The organism is Pseudomonas sp. P108, from assembly GCF_032613195.1.
Classification (GTDB): domain Bacteria; phylum Pseudomonadota; class Gammaproteobacteria; order Pseudomonadales; family Pseudomonadaceae; genus Aquipseudomonas.
Map to the genome: position 1 here is coordinate 3,971,587 of NZ_CP126691.1, position 20,464 is coordinate 3,992,050.

Consider the following 20,464-nt stretch of genomic DNA (forward strand, 5'->3'; position numbering starts at 1 on the left):
TTCTTCAGCTACCGGCCCCACCATGCGCCTCTTCAAAGAAGTAATCCTTCCAGCTGTCGGCCTTGTTCTTCAGCACGCCCAGTTCCTGCAATTTCTCGGCATAAATAAAGGTGCGCTGCGGCACCACGGTGAAATCGATTTCCGGGTCCTTGACGATTTGCTCGACCAGAGCCAGCGGCAACTTCGACTGCTCGACACGAATGTACGCCTGAGCCGCCGCCGGTTTGTCGGCCTTGATGATTTTCTCAGCCTCAGCCAAAGCGTCGTAGAACGCCTTGTAGGTCTTCGGGTTTTCGTCGTGGAATTTTTCTGTGGTGTAGAGCACGTTGAACGTCGCCTGGCCGCCGAGTACGTCGTAGGAACTCAACACTTTGTGCACGTTGGGATTCTGCAGGGCCTGATACTGGAACGGCGGGCTGGAGAAGTGCGAGTTGATTTCCGAGCCGCCGGCAATCAGCGCCGCCGTTGCATCGGGGTGCGGCAGGCTGACTGAGATGTCGTCGAACTTTTTGTATTGCGCGTCACCGAACTCCTTGGCGGTTTCGATCTGCAAGGTGCGCGACTGGAAGCCGACACCGGCGGCCGGTACGGCAATGCGGTCCTTGTCGGTGAAGTCCTTGAGCGTCTTGATGTTTGGATTGTTGGTCAGCAAATAGTTGGGCATCGAACCCAGCGCGGCAATGGCTTTGACGTTCTGTTTGCCTTTGGTGCGATCCCACACGGTGAGCATTGGCGGCACACCGGCAGACACCACGTCGAGCGATCCGGTGAGCAGCGCTTCGTTCATCGCCGTGGCACCGGAAATGCTGTTCCAGTCGACCTTGATATCGAGGCCCTGCTCCTTGCCGTGTTTTTCGATGAGGTTCTGATCGCGCACTACATCGAGAATCAGGTAACCGATGCCGAATTGCTGGGCGATGCTGATCTTGCCTTCAGCCTGAGCGCCGGTGCTGAACAAGGCACTCGCCGCGAGAGAAGCGGCCAACAGAGTCAGTGCGGAACGTTTGAACGGTGTGGCCATGACAACCTCGCAGCATGGGGTGGTTTGCTGAAAGGCCTGACTTTATAGATATAAAAAACATAAATTAAATATCTTTATCGCATATCGATAGCACGGGTTGTTGAGCGAACCGAGGCGGCGGGCTTTTGATTCTGAGGTTTGAAAAGATCGCAGCGTTGCGCAACTCCTCCATTGGATACCGGTGATGGTTTGGTGGCTTAAACAGCCTGAAACAATAAATCCGTCGGTGGCAATATCGCCGATTGCCGTTTGACCCGAGGGCCGGTCAGGGCTGCAGACGCGACATCACCTTTGAAAGCTCGCGCACCAGCGCCTCAGTTGAGCGTTTAAAAGGGCGATCAGACAGCCCACCCTTGGTATCATCGCGCACACTTTTATGACGATTTAATGGCTGGAAGGTCTTTTTTGTGAGCGCTCTTTTTAACCGGTTGCGGCAGCCGCATGCCCGCCTCTTTTCGTTGATCTTTCTCGTGCTGATTGTGCCGGTGTACCTGCGTGCGGCACTGGGCTGGTCAACGCCGCTGGGCTATGTGTCGGATCTGGCTATCGGCAGTCTGTTGGTGGTTTTGCTGCATCGCCGGGCGTGGTGGCTGGCCTTGCCGGTGCTGGTGTTCTGGGGCTTGCTGGCCGTGGCGACCGCTGAACTGGTCAGCGCCGTCGGGCGTCTGCCGACGCCTTCGGATATTCATTACCTGATCGATCCGCAGTTCGTGGAGAACTCCACGGGTGGCGGGCTGGCGCACCCGGCGCTGGGCATCACCTTGCTGCTGGCTCTGATGTTCTGGCTGCTGACCCAATTTGCCGGCCGTGGCATGCCGCGTCCGCCCCTGCCCCGAGCGGTCTGGGGTGCGCCGCTGGTACTGTTCGCCGCGCACTGGGGCGCGCAAAACCTGTGGCCGAGCGAAGCGGATCCGTGGCGCCAGTACAACCTGCCGCACCAGTTGCTGGCGACTGAAGTGGCCGATCTGCAGATTCAGGCCGAGGAATGGCTGGACGGCGATGTCGAAGAACCCGCGCCGGCCATGGCCGGGCTCACCGACGTCGACCTCAACGGGCAGCAACTGCTGGCCGCGCCGGGGCAGGCGCGCAACGTGCTGATCATCGCGCTGGAAGGCATTCCCGGTGCCTACATTCGCGCCAACCGCGAAGCCATCGGCAGTCATTATCAGGAAGACCTGATGCCCAACCTCAGCCGCTGGGCCGAGCGCGGCATGAACACCCCGGATTACGTGCTGCATACGCACCAGACCATTCGCGGTTTGTACTCCATGCTCTGCGGCGATTACGACAAGCTCAACAACGGCACGCCCAAAGGCGTGGAGATGCTCACCCTCAACGAGCGCAATCAGGCCTGCCTGCCGGCGCAACTGCGTGAGCACGGCTTCAGCACGCACTATCTGCAAGGTGCCGGCCTGCGTTTCATGGCCAAAGACAAGATCATGCCGCACATCGGTTTCGATGCGACTCATGGCCTGGAGTGGTTCAGCAACAGCAACTATCTGGAGTTCCCGTGGGGCAAGGATGACAAGGCGTTCTTCGAGGGCGCGCTCGATTACGTCGGCCAACTGAAAAAGCAGAAAAAGCCTTGGATGCTGACATTGCTGACCGTCGGCACCCATCAGCCCTACTCCGCGCCCGAGGAATATCTGGAGCGCTACGAAACGCCGAAACAGGCCGCTGTCGGTTATCTCGACGATGCGCTGCAACAGTTCCTCAGCGGCCTCGAGCGTCAGGGCGTTCTGAGAGACACGCTGGTGGTGATCACCTCGGACGAATCCCACGGCATCGACGGCGTGCGACTGGCCTCGTCGTGGGGCTTCAATCTGACCCTGGCGCCGGAGCATGAACAGCTGCCGCGACTGAACAAAGGCGTCTACGGTCACGTCGATCTGAGCACCTCGATCCTCGACTACTTCGACCTGCCGGTGCCTTCCGCGCTAAGCGGTCGTTCACTGTTTCGCGACTACGACAGCGGCCGCGAAATCATGTCGTTCACCAACGGCAAGCTGCGTTATCACAACGGTCAGGGGATCTTCTCCGAGTGCGACATGCCGCGCCGCTGCCGTTACTACGAAAGCGCCGGTTTCATTGCCGAAAGCGCGACGTACAAAGGCAACTACAGCGGTCACCCGGCCCGGCAGATCGCCGCTCGTGCCAATGCCCTCGACCTGTCACTGCTGCGCACGCCGCTCAATCATCGTTATCAATTCGGCAGCACCAACGTCATCCCGCTGCAAGCGCAGATCAAGGATGACTGGGCCGACAACCTGATCGGCGCGCAGTACCTGGAAATGCCCAAAGGCTCGCACACCCGCGTGCGTCTGACCGTACGCTCAGTCGATCCGCAACAGGCAGCGTACATTCAGCTCAAGGCCAAGGAGTTTGAACAGGACGTGCAGATCGGTCTGCCGCAGGAGATGGTCGCAACCGCCGAGCAACCACTGGAAATGAACTTCAGCTTCGACAACCCGCAAGAGCGCAAAGCGTTTTCTTTCCATTTGCTGGGGTATGGATTGGGCGCAGTTGAAGTGACGGACTTCAGTGTGATCACTCAATTGCCGGGGCAAGAGGACATTCTTGACGACGTGCCGGAGGATGACACCGCTCAATCCACCTGATCACGCCCGTGTAGGAGCTGCCGCAGGCTGCGATCTATTGCTTTTAAAATAGAGATCAAAAGATCGCAGCCTTCAGTGATTATCAGAACGTCGTGCGCAAGCCGACCTGAATGCTGCGCCCTTCTGCCGGCGCAATGTCGCGCAGGATCGAACTGGCATAACGCACGGTTTGATTGGTCAGGTTCTCGGCATTGACGAAGGCCAGCCATTGGCTCTGACCGACATCGAAGTGATACCCGACATTGGCGCCCAGTGTGGTGTAGCCGTCAGTGCTGCTTTCATTGTCCGGCACGCGATGTTGTGAACTGGCGTGTTCGACATCGATGCGCGCCTGCCACTTGTCCAGTTCCCACAGCAGCCCGGTGTTCAACCGCAGCGGCGCGATGCGTGGCAAGTCTTCGCCAGTGTCGAGGTTCTTCGCGCGGGTGTAATCGCCGGACAACTCCAACGCAAACTTGCCGTAGGCGCTTTCGCCGAGTTTCCAGTGGTCCTGGGCTTCAATGCCGCTGAAGCGCGCCCGCACGCCGGAGTAGGTGTATTCAGGGATGCCGTCGGCATCCTCTTCGCCCTCGTCATTCAGCGTTCGGCCCGTGCCGAGCAAGCCAATGTAATTGGAGAAGTGGCTGTAGAACACACCGACACTGCCCTTGTGCGTACCATTGTCGAAACGTAGCGCCAGGTCACTGGACACGGCTTTTTCCTTCGACAGCCCGGCATCGCCAACTTCATAAGTGCCGGTCGCGACGTGAGCTCCGTTGGCGTACAGCTCATAAAATGTCGGCGCACGTTCGGTGTAGCCCAGCGTCGCGGCCACCGACCAGATCGGCGTCAGCGTGTACACCGCACCGGACGACAGACTGCCAGCGGTGAAACTGCTGGATCGATCGGCGTTGGCGAAGCGCTCGTTACCCTTGGCGTCCGGGTCGACCGTGGTGTGCTCAAGGCGTCCGCCGAGGGTGAACAGCAGTCGGGCGGTGGCTTGCCACTCTTCCAGAATGAACAGCGCAGCGGCATCGGTATCGGTCTGCGGCACGAATGCTTCTTCGCCGAGTGCCGAGAACTCGTTGCGGCTGACCTGCGCACCGATTACACCGTTGAACGGCCCCAACGGCTGGTGCCGAGCCTCGCCCCGCGCCTCGTAACCTTTGTTCTTGAACGTCGTGCCGACCTCGCCACCTTCGATTTCGCGGTGTTCGTAATCGGTGTAGCCCGCATCCAGCTTGATCGAACTGAATGGCCCATCGAGATTGCGGATCTCCGAGGCGAAGGCGTAGTGCTCCTGTTGCATGCGGATGCGCACGTCTTGTTCAGCGGGCGAACCGTAGTTGGAGTCGTAGTTGCTGTAGGACAGGCCAGCGTATCCGTCATCCCAGGTATACGACCCGCCGACCGCGCCGCCGTCCTGGCGACCATCGCTGTTGGCCAGTCGATGCTTTTTCGAGTCACCGTCGTCGTTTGCGCGTTCGCCAGCGGTTTTCGCGTAACCAGGGATTTTCAGATCATTGAACTCGCGGGCGCTGGCGTCCAGGTGCAGGGCGAATTGTCCGTTACCGGCCTCGAGTTTGCCGGCGCTGCTACGCGTGGTGTCGGCACCGCCGTAGCGCAACTCACCGGCGCCATGGATGCCGTCGATAGCCTCGGTCGGAATGCGGTTATCGAAGGTGTTGACCACCCCGCCAATGGCACTGCCGCCGTACAGCAGCGCTGCCGGACCACGGACGATTTCCACGCGCTCGACGTTGACCGGGTCCAGCGGCACGGCATGGTCATAAGACAGCGACGAGGCGTCCAGCGCGCCGACGCCATTGCGCAAGATACGGATGCGATCACCGTCCTGACCGCGAATGATCGGCCGGCTCGCCCCAGGCCCGAAGTACGACGAGGACACGCCGGGTTGCTTGTTCAGGGTTTCACCGAGGCTGCCCTTCTGTTGGAAGGTGAGGTCGTCGCCGCTGAGAACGGTCGAGGGCGAAGCGAGTGCCTGGCTGCCGAGCGGATTGCCGGTGATGACTTGCGGTTGCAGTTCGAGGGTTTCAGCGGCGAACACCGGGGATGCAAAAAGCAGCGCGGCGGCCAACGGATTGAGGCGTCGTTGCAAGGGTTTAGAACGGGCAGGCATTGCAGAATTTCCATGCGCTGAAAAGTGAGAATCGCTGCCAGCGTTTTGCTTTAACGCTGGTAGAAACAGAATGAAACGAATTTTATGTTATACAATAACATTTCTTCCTGTCATCCCGATTTTCACTTTTTGTTTTTTTGCAGAGGCTCAAAAACGCCTGTTTCAAGCAGGCAGCCGCTATCGGCTGATCCGTGAAGTGCTCCGAAAAACGCTGAAAGACTTTGCCTATCAGCCTCCAATAGTCGGCCTATTAGCTGACTCTCCAAGTCGGGTCTAGCCTTACTAGTCCGAAGTCGGCACGAGCCGGCCGTAGCAGACCTGATAAGGACCCGAACATGGCAAACGAATCGAAATGCCCGTTCAACCACGCCGCCGGTGGTGGTACGACGAACCGTGACTGGTGGCCGAATCAACTCAACCTGAAAATCCTGAGTCAGCACTCCCCCAAGTCCGATCCGTTGGGCAAGGACTTCGACTACGCCAAAGCCTTCAAGAGCCTCGACTTTCAAGCCCTGAAACAAGACCTCAACGCGCTGATGACCGACTCCCAGGACTGGTGGCCGGCCGACTTTGGCCACTACGGCCCCCTCTTCATCCGCATGGCCTGGCACAGCGCCGGCACCTATCGCACCGCCGATGGCCGTGGTGGCGCCGGCTCCGGTCAGCAACGTTTTGCGCCGCTGAACAGCTGGCCGGACAACGTCAGTCTCGACAAGGCCCGCCGCCTGCTGTGGCCGATCAAACAGAAATACGGACGCAACATTTCCTGGGCCGACCTGATCGTTCTGACCGGTAACGTCGCGCTGGAATCCATGGGCTTCAAGACCTTCGGTTTCTCCGGTGGCCGCCCCGATGTGTGGGAGCCGGACGAAGACGTCTACTGGGGTTCGGAACACGAATGGCTGGGCGGCGACAGCCGTTACGGCAAAGACAAGTCCGCCATGCAGGAGCCCGGTGACGGCACGCTGGTCGCCGAGCCCGACTTGCACGGCAAAGAAGAAAGCCGCACCGATCAGGGCGAACGCAATCTGGAAAACCCGCTCGCAGCGGTGCAAATGGGCCTGATCTACGTCAACCCTGAAGGCCCGGAAGGTAATCCTGACCCGGTCGCTTCAGCCCACGATATCCGCGAAACCTTTGGCCGCATGGCCATGAACGATGAAGAAACCGTGGCGTTGATCGCCGGCGGTCACGCCTTCGGTAAAACCCACGGCGCCGGCCCTGCCGATAACGTCGGGCCGGAACCGGAAGCGGCCGGCCTCGAAGAACAGGGCCTCGGCTGGCGCAACGCGTTCGGCACCGGCAAGGGTGGCGACACCATCACCAGCGGTCTGGAGGTGACCTGGACGACCACACCGACGAAGTGGAGCAACAACTACCTGGAAAACCTGTTCGGTTTCGAGTGGGAGCTGAGCAAAAGTCCTGCGGGTGCGCATCAGTGGATTCCGAAGAACGGCGCTGGTGCCGGAACCGTTCCCCATGCCCATGATCCGAGCAAAAAGCTTTCGCCGACCATGCTCACCTCCGACCTGGCGCTGCGTTTCGACCCGGCTTACGAGCAGATCTCGCGGCGCTTCCTCGCCAACCCGGATCAACTGGCCGACGCCTTCGCCCGCGCCTGGTACAAACTGATCCACCGCGACATGGGCCCGTTGTCGCGCTACCTCGGCCCGGAACTGCCGAACGAAGAGCTGCTGTGGCAGGACCCGATTCCTGATGTGACACACGCGTTGATCGACGACAGCGACGCGGCTGCGCTGAAAAGCAAAGTGCTTGCCTCGGGTTTGTCGGTGTCGCAACTGGTCTCCACCGCCTGGGCGGCACTCTCGACGTTCCGCGGTTCAGACAAACGCGGCGGCGCCAACGGCGGTCGCCTGCGTCTGGCGCCGCAGAAGTTCTGGCAGGCCAACCAGCCCGAGCAACTGGCCAAAGTGCTGCAAACCCTCGAGGGCATTCAGGGCGAGTTCAATGGCGGCGGCGCTGGCAAAAAAGTCTCGTTGGCAGACCTGATCGTGTTGGCGGGCAATGCCGGGATTGAGCAAGCAGCGAAAAACGCCGGGCACTCCGTCTCCGTGCCGTTCAATCCGGGGCGTACGGACGCCTCGCAAGAGCAAACGGATGTTGACTCGTTTGGCTTCCTTGAACCGATTGCCGATGGTTTCCGCAACTACAGCAAAGGCAAATACACCGTTTCGGCCGAAGCACTGCTGATCGACAAGGCACAACTGCTGACTCTCACGGCGCCGGAAATGACTGTGCTGCTGGGTGGTTTGCGGGTGTTGAACACCAACGTCGGGCAGACCCGGCATGGCGTGTTCACTTCGCAGACCGAGGCGCTGACCAATGACTTCTTCACCAACCTGCTGGACATGGGGGTGGAGTGGAAACCAACTTCGAGGGATGCGGATGAGTTCGAAGGACGCGACCGTAAAACCGGCAGCGTGAAGTGGACAGCGACGCGGGTTGATCTGGTGTTTGGTTCCAATGCGCAGCTGCGGGCGTTGGCTGAGGTGTATGCCAGTTCGGATGCGAAGGAGCAGTTCGTTAAGGACTTTGTTGCGGCGTGGACGAAGGTCACCAACCTCGACCGTTTCGACCTGAAGTAACTTTTAGTCAATAAAAACGCCGCATTGGTTAATGCGGCGTTTTTTTGTGCGTACGGCTTGGGGAGTTGTGTTGATGCATAAATCTAACCCCCTCACCCCAGCCCTCCCGAAACGTCGGACCGCCCCCAAGGGGGCGAGGGGAAAGGGAGCCGATCTTCGTGCTTTTCAAGTCCTGAGTTCGACTCCGGACTTTCAGGTCGGCGTATAGCGCAAAGACACCTCAGTCAGTCCCCTCTCCCACCATGAGAGGGTTAGGGTGAGGGGCTTTTCAGATCCTGAGTTCGACTCGGACTTTCAGGTCTGCGTATAGCGCAAAGACACCTCGGTCAGTCCCCTCTCCCACTGGGAGAGGGTTAGGGTGAGGGCCAGTCCACAGCTGGAACACCGACTCCAATCCACCATCAAGCCAGACTCTTGCTCACCACCTCATACACATCACTCGACAACTGCCCCGACGCCCGAATCCGCTCCAGCTCGCCTTTCATCAACGCCTGACGCGCATCGTCATATTTGCGCCAGCGAGTCAGCGGCGCCAATTGGCGAGAAGCGATCTGCGGGTTGAAGCCGTTCAGCTCGATCACCAGGTCCGCGAGGAAGCGATAGCCGGAGCCATCCGCCGCGTGGAAGTTGATCAGGTTCTGCCCGGCAAACGCGCCGACCAGCGCACGCACCTTGTTCGGGTTCTTGATGTTGAACGCCGGGTGCTGCATCAACGCTTTCACGCGCTCCAGACCGCCTGGCAAAGTGCTGCCGGCCTGCACGCTGAACCACTGATCCATGACCAGAGGATTGTCCTTGAAGTGCTCGGCGAAACTGGCCAGCGCCAACGCTTTCTGCTCTTCAAATGGCGAGTTCACCAACACCGCCAGCGCCGTCAGGCGCTCGGTCATGTTGTCGGCGCTTTCGAATTGCTCCAGCGCCGCCGCCAGTACTTCCGGCTTGCCGCTGAGCATCAGGTACGACAGCGCAATGTTCTGCAGCGCGCGACGGGCGAAATGCTCGGCTTCGGCGACGTACGGCGTTTGCTTCGACAGATCACGGTTGGCCTGATAACGCAGCCACAGTGCCTCGAACAACCCTTCGGCCAATTGCTTGCGCGCGAACTCACGGGCGATATGGATCGCATCCACATCAGCCACTTCGCTGATTTCAGTGAGGTACGCCTCACCCGGCAGCGAGAGCATTTCCGCGACCATCGCCTGATCCAGCGATTCGTCCGACAGCACCGTACGCAGTGCCGAGACCAGACGCGGATCAAGCTTCAGGCTTTCGCCCTTCTGCTGCTGGCCAATCAGTTCTTGCAGCACCTGCACTGACAGTTGCTGACCGGCATCCCAGCGGTTGAAACCGTCGCTGTCGTGCTGCATCAGGAACATCAATTGATCGCGGTTGTACGGGAAGCTCAGTTTCACCGGCGCCGAGAAACCACGCAGCAGCGAAGGCAGCGGCTGTTCAGCGATGTCAACGAAAGTGAAGGTCTGCTCGGCTTCAGTCACCGAGATCACGCGAGTAGTGCCTTGCGCCGACGCTTCACCGCTCAGACGCAGGGCAATTTCGTTGCCCTTGCTGTCGAGCAGGCCGAGCTCGACCGGAATCACGAACGGCAGTTTTTCAACTTTGTCCGGGGTTTCCGGGCAGCTCTGGCGGAAGGTCAGGCTGTAGGTTTTCGCAGCGGCGTCGTACGACTCGCTCACCGCCAGACGCGGTGTGCCGGCCTGGCTGTACCAGCGCTTGAACTGGCTCAGGTCGACGCCGTTGGCATCTTCCATGGCCTTGATGAAGTCGTCGCACGTCACCGCTTGGCCGTCATGGCGCTCGAAGTACAGATCGCTGCCCTTACGGAAGCCGTCGGCACCCAGCAAGGTATGGATCATGCCGACCACTTCCGAACCCTTCTCATAAACGGTCAGGGTGTAGAAGTTGGAAATCTCGATGAAACTGTCCGGGCGCACAGCGTGAGCCATGGGACCGGCATCTTCGGCGAACTGGTGGGTACGCAGGTACGCCACGTCCTGAATGCGCTTGACCGTGGCCGAGTTCATGTCGGCGGAGAAGCCGGAATCACGGAACACCGTGAAGCCTTCTTTCAGCGACAGCTGGAACCAGTCGCGGCAGGTCACGCGGTTGCCCGACCAGTTGTGGAAATATTCGTGGGCGACGATTGCTTCAACGCGCTGGTGTGCAGCGTCGGTGGCGGTTTCGGCGCGAGCGAGCACGGCGCTGGAGTTGAAGATGTTGAGACCCTTGTTCTCCATCGCGCCCATGTTGAAGTCGTTGACGGCGACGATCATGAAGATGTCCAGATCGTACTCGCGACCGTAAACCTCTTCGTCCCAGCGCATCGATTTCTTCAGGCTGGTCATCGCATGCTGGCACTTGTCGATGTTTTCCGGTTCGACGTAGATGCGCAATGCGACGTTGCGGTCGGTCATGGTGGTGAAGCTGTCTTCAACGCACCACAAATCACCGGCCACCAGCGCGAACAGGTACGCCGGTTTCATGAACGGGTCTTCCCAGGTTGCCCAGTGCCGGCCGTCTTCGCCCGGGCCCGAGGCGACCGGGTTGCCGTTGGAGAGCAGCACCGGATAGCTGTGCTGTTCGGCGACCACGGTGGTGGTGAACTTGCTCATCACGTCCGGGCGGTCGAGGTAATAGGTGATCTTGCGGAAACCTTCGGCCTCGCACTGGGTGCAGAACATCGTGCCGGACTTGTACAGGCCTTCCAGTGCGGTGTTGGTTTCCGGGTGGATCTTGACGCTGGTGTCGACCGTGAACGTCTCCGTGGTCGGCTGCAGGGTCAGATGATTCTCGGACAATTGATAGTCAGCAGCGCCAAGTTCTTTATCGGCCAGGGTCACCGAGAGCAACTCCAGCTGCTGACCATCGAGCACCAGCGGCGGCAGGCCCGGGCCACGTGCCGGGTTGCGGCGCATGACCAACTGCGCGTGCACCAGGCTGTGATCCTCGAACAACTCGAAGGTCAGGTGAGTTTCATCGATCAGGTACTCGGGCGCCTGATAGTCCTTCAGGTAAATCATCTTCGGTTGTTCGGTGCGCATGCTGGAGTCCTTATTTATGCACGGCGAGCTGATAAGCCGTGTACTTGCGAATATTGATCACGCCGGTATCGAAGATCAGGTACTGGCCCTTGATCCCCAACAACGTGCCTTCGGCAATCGGGTTCTTGTCCAGGTTGAAGCTGACGATTTTGGCCGGGTATTGCTCGACCGGATAGCGGATTTCCAGCGGTTCGACATCGGCAATGGTCTGAATCGCCTGCAGGCCGAATCGCTCCTGCAAACCTTGCAGGCCTTCGGCGCAGCTTTCGAATAACTGGTCACGTACCTGCGCCAGATCGACCGCCGCCGCATCGCCCTTGAGCAACGCGCGCCAGTTGGTCTTGTCAGCCACCTGACTGCGGAACAGGTCTTCAACGAAGCCCGATTGCTGCCGTGTCGAGACGCGCATGATCGGCAATGCCTGACACGCACCCTGATCGATCCAGCGAGTCGGCAGTTGCGTAGCACGAGTGATGCCAACCTTGATGCCCGACGAATTGGACAGGTAAACCACGTGATCGGTCATGCAGAACTGCTCGCCCCACGCTGGATCGCGACAGGTGCCGGCGTCATAGTGGCAGCGCTCCGGGCTCATGATGCACAGGTCGCACTGCGCCAGTTTGGTCATGCACGGGTAGCAGTAACCCTGACTGAAACTGGTTTTGGTCTTGCGCCCGCAATGGGTGCAGTGGATCGCCCCCAGGTATTCCAGACGCACCGTGGTGCCGATCAACGGGTTGACCGGCACCTCGACGTCATCCAGACGAAACGCGTATTGCACGTTCGGCCCGTCCAGGCGCGCCGACATTTTGCTGATTGCACCGCGGCCAATCTCGATCAATGGATGGCATCCGACTTGAACAGGATGTTCGGCACTTCGATCGACTTCGACGCACATTCCTGCGGGCCCATGTAACCGGTGCGCTGGTCTTCCGGCAGGTTCTGGATTTCCCAGGCAATCATCGCCTGCAGCGACAGTTCGCGCTGTTCGGCGGTGAGCTTGCCACCGTCGGACCATTTGCCGATTTCCACGGCCAGTTTCAGACTCTCGTAGATGTCCGGGGTAATGTTGTTGATCATGTCGTTAAAAGAGGACATCAGGGTCTCCGTGCTCTTTATCTACTGAAATTTTAGGCGGCCAGTTTACGGCGGTTATACAAACCGCCCAACAAACCGGTGAAGCATCCGATGAGTAACCCGCTGACATGCGCGGCGTTGGCGATTTCGCCGAAGCCGATCACCGAGATCAGCCCGGACATGCACACCAACAACCAGATCAGCATCATTGCCAGTACACCACGCGGCAGACGATAGGCCGGGTTCGGCGCCAGCAGCTGGAAGATCCAGCAATGCCCGAGCAAGCCGTAAAGTACGCCGGACAGACCACCGAACAAGGTCGCGCCGCTCCAGACAAACTGCGCGTAGTTGGAAACGAGGCTGAACAGCAGCGTCAGGCCGATCAGGTTGATGCTGCCCTGGCGCGACTCGATGCGCCGCCCCAGCTCCCAGTACCACATGCCGTTCATGGCCAGGTGGAGGATGCCAAAGTGGATCAGCATCGGCGTGACCAGACGCCACCACTGCCCTGCCGCCAGACTGTCGGCCAATGGTGTGAAATGGATGTACTCGCCGACTACCTGAAAATCGAGGAAAGTCAGCCAGCGCAGGGTTTGCAGGTTCTCACCGAGGTACGTCAATCCGCCAACGATCAGGCACAACAACAGGATGAACCCGGTGGCCTTGGCGTATTTCAGTTGCTCGGCGAAGCTCGGCCGCTTGAAGGTCGGCGCGACGGGAATGTCCATTTGCTGATCGGGATCACCCGCCGGGAAGCGTTCGTACAAGGAGCGCACGTCTTCGCTGATTTCCGCCGGTGCCCACAGCACTTGTTCGCCGGCCTCTTCGCTGACCCGATGCGGGACCTGCATGCGTTGCAGCAGCTTGACGAAACCACTCAAGTCCACCGCCAACGGCAGACGCAATACCGCTACCGCACTCATTGCAGCACCTCCGGCCGCTCGACATCGACCCAGACAAATTTATGCGGATCCAGACGTGTTTCCTGATCCAGACGATAGGCGACCAGTTTGCCGTAGAGCACCGCGCTGTAATCCAGACACGCGAGATTCGGGCGGATCGGCGCCGGTTTGCCGCTACGCCAGTAGTGGCCGACGAACAGCAACGGCTCGTCGACGCCGTAGCGCAGCAGGTTGTTTTTTTCGCTGGAGGTCAGCGGCTTCTGCGCCACCGGGTCTGGCAGTGCATCCGGCTGGAAAACGATATCGCCGTAGGTTTTCGGATCGTCTTCCCAGAACTTGGTGCGGAAGAACGAGCGAACCAGACCGTCGCCGCTGGTCATGGTCAGACCATCCGGCAGGCGCATGTCGGTGCCGCGCAACAAGCGGTCGAATACGGTACAGGCGAAACTGTCCGGAACCGCGGAGGCCTGCAGGAAGTGTTCATCGATGCAGCCATTGGGGAACAGCGCGCGCAGCGGTTCGATCAGGCCAGCATCCCAACAGGCGTGGACGACGCGGAAACGCCCGGCGTCGACAAACAACGGCAGCTCATAGAACCAGCGCTGGAAATCGTGCCAGTCGCCGGGATGGTCTTCGAACTGGGTCAGGGTTTCATACAGCAGGCGCGCATGGCGCGGCGTGTGTTCGCGGACGAACTGCTTGCCGCTGCCCGGTAGCGCGGGCGTGCTCCAGCCCAGTGCGTTGAATTCGTGGTTGCCCATGATGCACAAGGCCTGACCGGCCTCGACCATGTCGTGGACGATGTGCAGCGCCTCGCGAATGCGCGGGCCTCGGTCGATGATGTCGCCGACGAACACGGCCATGCGCGATGGATGCCGCCAGACCCCGCCCTGCTTGTGATAACCGAGACGGTCCAGCAAGTGTTCGAGGGTCAGGGCGCATCCGTGCACGTCACCAATCAGGTCATAACTGCGCGCGGGATCGAGCATCAGTCGCCTCCACCGCCCAGCTTGCTGCCCCAGCCGAGCTTGGTGCGGCAGACTTCGTAGTAGTTGTGATCGAGTGGGTGAATCAGGCGCAGCTTCTGCGCTTTTTTGCTGACGGTGATGGTGTCGCCCGGCGCGCAGGTGAAATGGTTCTGCCCGTCGCAGGAGACTTGCGGGTAAATCTGCATGTTTTTCGACACGACGATTTTCAGCTCACTGTTGCCATCGACCACAATTGGTCTACTGGACAACATATGGGGGTACATCGGCACGATCACAATGGCATCGAGCTTGGGGTGCATGATCGGCCCGCCGGCAGACAGCGCGTACGCGGTGGAACCGGTCGGCGTGGCGACGATCAGGCCGTCGGCCTTCTGGCTGCAGACGAACTGGCCGTCGATGTACAGCTCGAACTCGATCATCCGCGTCGACTTGCCCGGGTGCAGCACCACGTCGTTGAGCGCATCGCCCTGGCCGATGGCCTCGGCATGCCGGCGCACTTCGGCTTGCAGCAGGAAGCGGTTTTCCACCAGATAGTGGCCGTCGAGCACCTTGGCGACTTCGACTTCCAGCTCGTCCGGGCGAATATCGGTGAGGAAACCGAGGCTGCCGCGGTTGATACCGAGCACCGGAATATTGTGTTTGGCCAGCGCTCGCGCGGCGCCGAGCAGGCTGCCGTCACCGCCGACGACAATGACCATGTCGCAGACTTCACCGAGCATCTTGCGCGACGAGGTTTGCAGGCCGTGGCCCGGCAGCACTTCAGCGATGGTGTCTTCGAGGATCACATGCAGGTGACGATCGAGCAGAAACCGTTTCAGTCGGCGGACGGTATCCAGCACCTGGGAACTGCCCAGGCGACCGATGATGCCGATATTACGAAATTGCTCCATGGGACCTCTGCGGACAATCGAAAACGCGAAAAACCCGATTATGGGCGAAAGCGCCGGTTAGACAAAATCCTTTCAGCCTCAAGGGTGCGCTCGTGTTTACGGCTATGCTCGCAAGATGATCCTATTTCCTGACTTGCTGCAGTTGCCCCACCAATTACGCCATCCGGAAGTGCGCGATCTGGCGTGGGTGATCCTCGCCCCGCCGATGCTCGCCACCACACCGTGGCCGCAGCGTCATCCGCTGGCGGGCAGCGACTGGGTGCACGATCCAGAGCGACTGGAACACTGGTTGCGCCAGCTCGACCGCGACAGTTATGGCTTGCTGCATTGGTTGTCGCAGGCACGCACGCGGCGCCTGGGCCTGTATTACGAGCGGCTGTGGCAGTTTGCCGTGGAGCATGCACCGGGCATCGAGCTGATCGCCGCCAACCTGCCGATCCGCCGCGAGGGCCACACCCTCGGCGAACTGGACATGCTGCTGCGTGACCGCGATGGCGTGCATCACCTGGAGCTGGCGATCAAGCTTTATCTCGGCCCGCAGAATGGCGACGGTCGTGATGCGGCGCAGTGGCTGGGGCCGGGCTGTCATGATCGGCTCGATCGTAAACTGGCGCATCTGGCCGAACATCAGTTGCCAATCTCGGCGCGTCCGGAAAGTCGCGAAGTGCTGGCGGCGCTGGATATCGAGGTGTTCAGTGCGCAACTGTGGCTGGGCGGTTATTTGTTGTATCCGTGGCCTGGACAGGCTGAATCACCGAACGGTGCGCATCCGCAGCATTTGCGCGGCAGTTGGTTGCATCAGAAGGATTGGCCGGCGTTTGTCGCGCAACGCCCGGCCGGACGCTGGCAACCCCTGCCCCGCCACGCCTGGCTGGCGCCGGCGCATTATCCGGCGGATCAGACCTGGACTTTGGAGCATTTACGTATCTGGCTGAATGATCTTGAACCGCTGGCCCCGGCGCAGTTGATGGTGCGCCTGACCGAGAATGCGCGGGGGGAATGGGAAGAAGCGGAGCGGTTGTTTCTGGTCTCGGATCTTTGGCCAAATGTCCCCGGCCAGGCCTGAAGTTTTTAGTGCCTGACCCGGCCTCTTCGCGAGCAGGCTCGCTCCCACATTTGGACTGCATTTCAAATGTAAAGAGAGGCGATACATCCCCCTGTGGGAGCGAGCCTGCTCGCGAATGGGCCACCTCGGTCTAGAGCGAAAGCCGCACAGCCAAAGCCGCCAACGTCACCAACAACACCGGCACCGTCAACACAATCCCGACCCGGAAGTAATAGCCCCAGCCAATGTGAATGCCCTTGCGCTCCAGCACATGCAGCCACAACAACGTGGCCAGACTGCCAATCGGGGTAATCTTCGGCCCCAGGTCACTGCCAATCACGTTGGCATAGATCATCGCCTCCTTGACCACTCCGCTGGCCTGACTGGCATCGATCGACAACAAGCCAATCAACACCGTCGGCAAGTTATTCATGATCGACGACAGCAACGCCGTCAGCACCCCGGTGCCCATTGCCGCACCCCAGACGCCATGACCGGCGAAGACATCCAGCCAACCGGCCAGATACCCGGTCAGTCCGGCATTGCGCAGGCCGTAGACCACCAGGTACATGCCCAGCGAGAAAATCACGATCTGCCACGGCGCTTCTTTCATCACCTTGCGCGTGGAAATCTTGTGGCCGCGAGCGGCGATGCCCAACAGCAACGCGGCACACACCGCGGATATCGCACTGATCGGGATGCCCAGCGGCTCCAGCGCAAAGCAACCGATCAGCAAGATCACCAACACCGCCCAACCGGCATAAAACGTGGCTTTGTCGTGGATCGCGGTCTCTGGATGCTCGAGTTGCTCAGGGTCATACGTCGATGGAATGTCGCGGCGGAAAAACCACAGCAACATGCCCAGCGTCGCCGCGACGCTGACGAAGTTGACCGGCACCATCACTGCTGCATAGCGGTTGAAACCGATGTGAAAGAAGTCCGCCGAAACGATGTTGACCAGGTTCGACACCACCAGCGGCAGGCTTGCGGTGTCCGCGATAAACCCCGCGCCCATCACGAAGGCCAAGGTTGCCGCCGGGGAAAAGCGCAGCGCCAGCAACATCGAAATCACGATCGGCGTGAGAATCAGTGCCGCGCCGTCGTTGGCAAACAGCGCCGACACCAGCGCGCCGAGCAGCACCATGAAGGCAAACAGCTTGCGCCCGCTGCCCCGCCCCCAGCGCGCCACGTGCAATGCGGCCCAGTTGAAGAACCCCGCCTCGTCGAGCAGCAGGCTGATGATGATCAGTGCGACGAAAGTGCCAGTGGCATTCCAGATGATCTGCCACACCAGCGGGATATCGCCGAGATGGACGACACCGAAAATCAGCGCCAGTACTGCGCCCAGCGTCGCACTCCAGCCGACGCCGAGGCCTTTGGGTTGCCAGATGACAAGGGTGATGGTCAGCAGGAAAATCAGTGACGCAGCGAGCATCCGCAACAGCCTTCAAAGAGTGAGGTAAAAAGGCCACGACGAGTGCCGAGCCAGAAAGATAACCTGTGGGAGCGAGCCTGCTCGCGAAAGCGCACTGTCAGTCGCCATTGATGCAACGACTGACGACGCCTTCGCGAGCAGGCTCGCTCCCACAGGGAATTTCGGTGAGCTTACTTCTTGTGTTGCTCTACGAATTGTCCGTACGCATTGATAAAACTCTGCAGAAAAGGTTTCACCGTTTCACTCAACTTGCCCGCCTCATCAAACGCCGAACCCGCGCCGCCCAGATACGCTTCCGGCTGCTGCATGCACGGCACATTGAGAAACACGAACGACTGGCGCAGATGCTGATTCGCGCCGAAACCACCGATTGCACCGGGCGATACACTGATCACCGCCCCCGGTTTGCCACTCCAGACAGCCTTGCCATAAGGCCGCGAACCAACGTCAATGGCATTTTTCAACGGCGCCGGCACCGAACGGTTGTACTCGGGGGTGACAAACAGCACCGCGTCGGATGACGCCACTTTTTGCCTGAAAGTGCTGTAGGCTGCCGGCGGTGAATCACCGTCGATGTCTTCGTTATAAAGTGGCAGATCGCCAATTTCGACAATCTCGAGCTTGAGGTTGGCCGGGGCCAGCTCTGCCAGTGCCAGGGCGACCTTGCGGTTGATCGATGCTTTACGCAGGCTACCGACCACTACAGCGACGTTGTAGACATTGCTCATGGAAGAACTCTCGATGGTCCGTGGGAGGAGCCCGTAGTTATAGATGATCCGGTGACGATTCCACCAGCACCCGAGGTAAATTCCCGCGTGTTGATTATTTTTTTCCTGTAGGAAAACTTACAGGCCTTGATGGCGGTCTACCAAGCCGCAAATCAAGCGTTTTATCTCCAGAGGTTCTAAGCAGATGGCAGCAGTACTGGTCGGTCAGTTCCATGCAAGAGATGCGGAAGGCCGCGTTTATTCCGTGCATGAGTTCCAGGAATCCAACCCGTCGGCAGACGGTTCCACTGGCTCGGAGCCGATTTACAAGTTGGCCATTGGCGATCGCGTCAACAAGGTCAACGAGAACGAGTTTCTCCTGGTTCAGTCAGGCATCACCCTGATCCGCGAGCCCGAGCCAACCGTCGCTTCATAACTGGCCGTTATGAGCAGAAGTCATATGCGCAGACTTGGGGTAGGATTCAGCCACTGACCCCACCTGCTGAACATGGACTTCACGCATGCGTTTACGTCATATCGAAGTGATTCAGGCGCTCTTGCAGACCGGTCACCTGGGCACCGCGGCCGAATGGCTGCAGTTGCCGGTGACCGAGGTCGAAGAGCGTTTGCGCGAAGCCGAGAGTCAGTTGGGGTTCATGCTGTTTTCCAGCGTGCGCGGACGCCTGCAATCGACGCCCGAAGCACGGGCGTTGCAGGTCGAAATCGCCCACGTTTATGAAGCGCTGGAGCCAGTGCAGCGCCTGGCCAGCAGCCTCAAGCAATACCTCGCCCCGCCCTTGCGCATCATCGGCACCCCGCCGCTGGCGCAACAATTACTCCCACACAGTCTCGCCGCCCTGCGCCGACGTCTGCCCGATGCACCGTGCAGCCTGCTCAGCGCACCGACCCGCGACATCGTCCGCAGCCTGTTATTGCGCGAAATTGATCTGGGCTTGAGCCTGCACGATCCCGAACATCCCGACATTGATTGCCGGCCACTGGCCCAGGGCAAGCTGCAACTGCTCGCGCCCCACGGCTGGCTGCAACCGAAACAGAAATACATTTCCCTGCAGGATCTGGCGGGTCAGGCCATGGTCGGTCTTGAAGGCCAGGACCCGCTGAGCCCGGCGCTGGAAAACAAGCTCCAGGCCCTGCGTCCGGCGCCGAGCATCCAGACCCGCGTACAAACCCATCAGATGATGCGCAGCATGGTCGAGGCCGGCGAAGGCCTGGCCATCGTCGACCCGTTCACCGCACTGGGCGCGCGCGCCGCCGGACTCGACGTGTGCCCGCTGTCGCCGGCCGTGCCGATCAGCCTCTATGCCCTGACCTTCAAGCACTCCGCGCCGTCATCAGCGATTCAGACGTTACTGACGATCATCACGGAACAAGCCGAGGCGATGCTGTCGAGCTGAGCGGGTTTTCCAGCGGATTATCGAACAATCGATACCAGAACAGCGCCACTTCGGCGGTGTTCGGGTCGATGCCGCGATAGCGCAATTGGTCGACTCCGCCAATCACATAACCGCAGCGTTCATACAATCGACAGGCCCCGAGGTTGTTGTTCTGGGTTTCGAGCATGATCCCCGGCAGCTTTTTCTTGCGGCTCCAGAACTGGGCGACATCGAGCAGTGCCTTGGCCACACCATGCCGACGCGCCGGCGCGTGCACCGCCAACTCGTCGATATGCGCAAACCCATTCCAGTTGGTGCTGATCACCAGATGGCCGACCGGTTCATCGTCCAGATACGCCATGAAAATCGCGCTGTCGGGCGCATTGTGAAAGGCGCTGAACTCCTCCGGATCGATGCCGTAGCACTTGCGATAAGGCACGATCGGCGTGACCCGCCACTGCTCAACGGGCTGACCAATCACGGCGGCTCCATAAGCCGCAACTTCGAAACTGAAGTCGCTGCCCCAGATATACGGCGCAAAGCCTTCATCGGCGACACGCACCGACAGCCCTGGGTATTTCGGATTCATGACCGGTTGCATA

At 59.9% G+C, this 20,464-nt stretch carries 16 protein-coding genes; 5 read left to right on the plus strand and 11 right to left on the minus strand.

Annotation, left to right across the window (positions count from 1 at the left end):
- Positions 1-4 precede the first annotated feature (4 nt).
- Entirely contained in the window at positions 5-1,021 is a 1,017-nt protein-coding gene (locus tag QOM10_RS17315) for an ABC transporter substrate-binding protein (protein WP_127928543.1), read from the minus strand.
- A gap of 407 nt (positions 1,022-1,428) precedes the next feature.
- Here QOM10_RS17315 and QOM10_RS17320 point away from each other — a divergent pair, with 407 nt between their 5' ends.
- Positions 1,429-3,639, plus strand: a complete 2,211-nt coding sequence (locus QOM10_RS17320; RefSeq protein WP_316916615.1) for an LTA synthase family protein — start codon at positions 1,429-1,431, stop codon at positions 3,637-3,639.
- A gap of 82 nt (positions 3,640-3,721) precedes the next feature.
- Here QOM10_RS17320 and QOM10_RS17325 read toward each other — a convergent pair whose 3' ends face one another.
- Complete coding sequence (locus tag QOM10_RS17325) at positions 3,722-5,758, minus strand: TonB-dependent receptor (protein ID WP_316916616.1); 2,037 nt, start codon at positions 5,756-5,758, stop codon at positions 3,722-3,724.
- Between the two features lie 335 nt (positions 5,759-6,093).
- Between QOM10_RS17325 and katG the strand changes: the two genes are divergently transcribed.
- On the plus strand, positions 6,094-8,364 hold the full coding sequence (gene katG, locus QOM10_RS17330) for a catalase/peroxidase HPI (protein WP_316916617.1): 2,271 nt from the start codon (positions 6,094-6,096) through the stop codon (positions 8,362-8,364).
- A 401-nt stretch (positions 8,365-8,765) separates the two neighbouring features.
- Here katG and pepN read toward each other — a convergent pair whose 3' ends face one another.
- Genes pepN through QOM10_RS17360 form a run of 6 tightly spaced genes read right to left on the minus strand, consistent with a single transcriptional unit; the run spans position 8,766 to position 15,281 of the window.
- A complete protein-coding gene (gene pepN / locus QOM10_RS17335) occupies positions 8,766-11,423 on the minus strand; it encodes an aminopeptidase N (protein ID WP_316916618.1) in 2,658 nt (885 codons plus the stop codon).
- A gap of 10 nt (positions 11,424-11,433) precedes the next feature.
- On the minus strand, positions 11,434-12,264 hold the full coding sequence (locus QOM10_RS17340) for a DUF2797 domain-containing protein (protein WP_316916619.1): 831 nt from the start codon (positions 12,262-12,264) through the stop codon (positions 11,434-11,436).
- The gene (locus tag QOM10_RS17345) at positions 12,261-12,521 is read right to left on the minus strand and encodes a YeaC family protein (protein ID WP_007919229.1); all 261 of its coding nucleotides are present in this window, start codon (positions 12,519-12,521) and stop codon (positions 12,261-12,263) included. The genes QOM10_RS17340 and QOM10_RS17345 overlap by 4 nt, the downstream gene beginning before the upstream one ends.
- Positions 12,522-12,553: 32 nt before the next feature.
- Complete coding sequence (locus QOM10_RS17350) at positions 12,554-13,423, minus strand: rhomboid family intramembrane serine protease (protein WP_316916620.1); 870 nt, start codon at positions 13,421-13,423, stop codon at positions 12,554-12,556.
- Positions 13,420-14,391 (minus strand): metallophosphoesterase, encoded by a 972-nt coding sequence (locus QOM10_RS17355; RefSeq protein WP_150776082.1) that lies wholly within the window; start codon positions 14,389-14,391, stop codon positions 13,420-13,422. Before QOM10_RS17355 ends, QOM10_RS17350 begins: the two co-directional genes overlap by 4 nt.
- Positions 14,391-15,281: an NAD(+) kinase gene (locus tag QOM10_RS17360; protein WP_003224174.1), complete on the minus strand. Its 891-nt coding sequence runs from the start codon at positions 15,279-15,281 to the stop codon at positions 14,391-14,393. Before QOM10_RS17360 ends, QOM10_RS17355 begins: the two co-directional genes overlap by 1 nt.
- Before the next feature lie 115 nt (positions 15,282-15,396).
- Between QOM10_RS17360 and QOM10_RS17365 the strand changes: the two genes are divergently transcribed.
- On the plus strand, positions 15,397-16,347 hold the full coding sequence (locus tag QOM10_RS17365) for a DUF1853 family protein (protein ID WP_316916621.1): 951 nt from the start codon (positions 15,397-15,399) through the stop codon (positions 16,345-16,347).
- A 130-nt stretch (positions 16,348-16,477) separates the two neighbouring features.
- On the opposite strand, the gene QOM10_RS17370 is transcribed toward QOM10_RS17365, so the two are convergent.
- Positions 16,478-17,761, minus strand: a complete 1,284-nt coding sequence (locus QOM10_RS17370; RefSeq protein WP_160040733.1) for an arsenic transporter — start codon at positions 17,759-17,761, stop codon at positions 16,478-16,480.
- 170 nt (positions 17,762-17,931) lie between these two features.
- Positions 17,932-18,489, minus strand: a complete 558-nt coding sequence (locus QOM10_RS17375; RefSeq protein ID WP_077572393.1) for an NADPH-dependent FMN reductase — start codon at positions 18,487-18,489, stop codon at positions 17,932-17,934.
- A 184-nt stretch (positions 18,490-18,673) separates the two neighbouring features.
- Between QOM10_RS17375 and QOM10_RS17380 the strand changes: the two genes are divergently transcribed.
- Entirely contained in the window at positions 18,674-18,904 is a 231-nt protein-coding gene (locus QOM10_RS17380; RefSeq protein ID WP_095118425.1) for a hypothetical protein, read from the plus strand.
- Positions 18,905-18,989: 85 nt separating this feature from the next.
- Positions 18,990-19,883 carry a LysR family transcriptional regulator gene (locus QOM10_RS17385; protein ID WP_150750900.1) on the plus strand — a complete coding sequence of 298 codons (894 nt, stop codon included), beginning with the start codon at positions 18,990-18,992 and terminating at the stop codon, positions 19,881-19,883.
- Here the strand turns inward: QOM10_RS17385 and QOM10_RS17390 are convergent.
- Entirely contained in the window at positions 19,849-20,463 is a 615-nt protein-coding gene (locus QOM10_RS17390) for a GNAT family N-acetyltransferase (protein WP_034152338.1), read from the minus strand. The two genes, QOM10_RS17385 and QOM10_RS17390, sit on opposite strands and share 35 nt — an antisense overlap.
- Between the last annotated feature and the right edge of the window lies 1 nt (position 20,464).

Coding starts and splice junctions, on each gene's coding strand:
- QOM10_RS17315 (WP_127928543.1), bottom strand. CDS start 1,021: ATGGCCACACCGTTCAAACGTTCCGCACTGACTCTGTTGGCCGCTTCT.
- QOM10_RS17325 (WP_316916616.1), bottom strand. CDS start 5,758: ATGCCTGCCCGTTCTAAACCCTTGCAACGACGCCTCAATCCGTTGGCC.
- katG (WP_316916617.1), top strand. CDS start 6,094: ATGGCAAACGAATCGAAATGCCCGTTCAACCACGCCGCCGGTGGTGGT.
- pepN (WP_316916618.1), bottom strand. CDS start 11,423: ATGCGCACCGAACAACCGAAGATGATTTACCTGAAGGACTATCAGGCG.
- QOM10_RS17345 (WP_007919229.1), bottom strand. CDS start 12,521: ATGTCCTCTTTTAACGACATGATCAACAACATTACCCCGGACATCTAC.
- QOM10_RS17350 (WP_316916620.1), bottom strand. CDS start 13,423: ATGAGTGCGGTAGCGGTATTGCGTCTGCCGTTGGCGGTGGACTTGAGT.
- QOM10_RS17355 (WP_150776082.1), bottom strand. CDS start 14,391: ATGCTCGATCCCGCGCGCAGTTATGACCTGATTGGTGACGTGCACGGA.
- QOM10_RS17360 (WP_003224174.1), bottom strand. CDS start 15,281: ATGGAGCAATTTCGTAATATCGGCATCATCGGTCGCCTGGGCAGTTCC.
- QOM10_RS17365 (WP_316916621.1), top strand. CDS start 15,397: ATGATCCTATTTCCTGACTTGCTGCAGTTGCCCCACCAATTACGCCAT.
- QOM10_RS17370 (WP_160040733.1), bottom strand. CDS start 17,761: ATGCTCGCTGCGTCACTGATTTTCCTGCTGACCATCACCCTTGTCATC.
- QOM10_RS17375 (WP_077572393.1), bottom strand. CDS start 18,489: ATGAGCAATGTCTACAACGTCGCTGTAGTGGTCGGTAGCCTGCGTAAA.
- QOM10_RS17380 (WP_095118425.1), top strand. CDS start 18,674: ATGGCAGCAGTACTGGTCGGTCAGTTCCATGCAAGAGATGCGGAAGGC.
- QOM10_RS17385 (WP_150750900.1), top strand. CDS start 18,990: ATGCGTTTACGTCATATCGAAGTGATTCAGGCGCTCTTGCAGACCGGT.
- QOM10_RS17390 (WP_034152338.1), bottom strand. CDS start 20,463: ATGCAACCGGTCATGAATCCGAAATACCCAGGGCTGTCGGTGCGTGTC.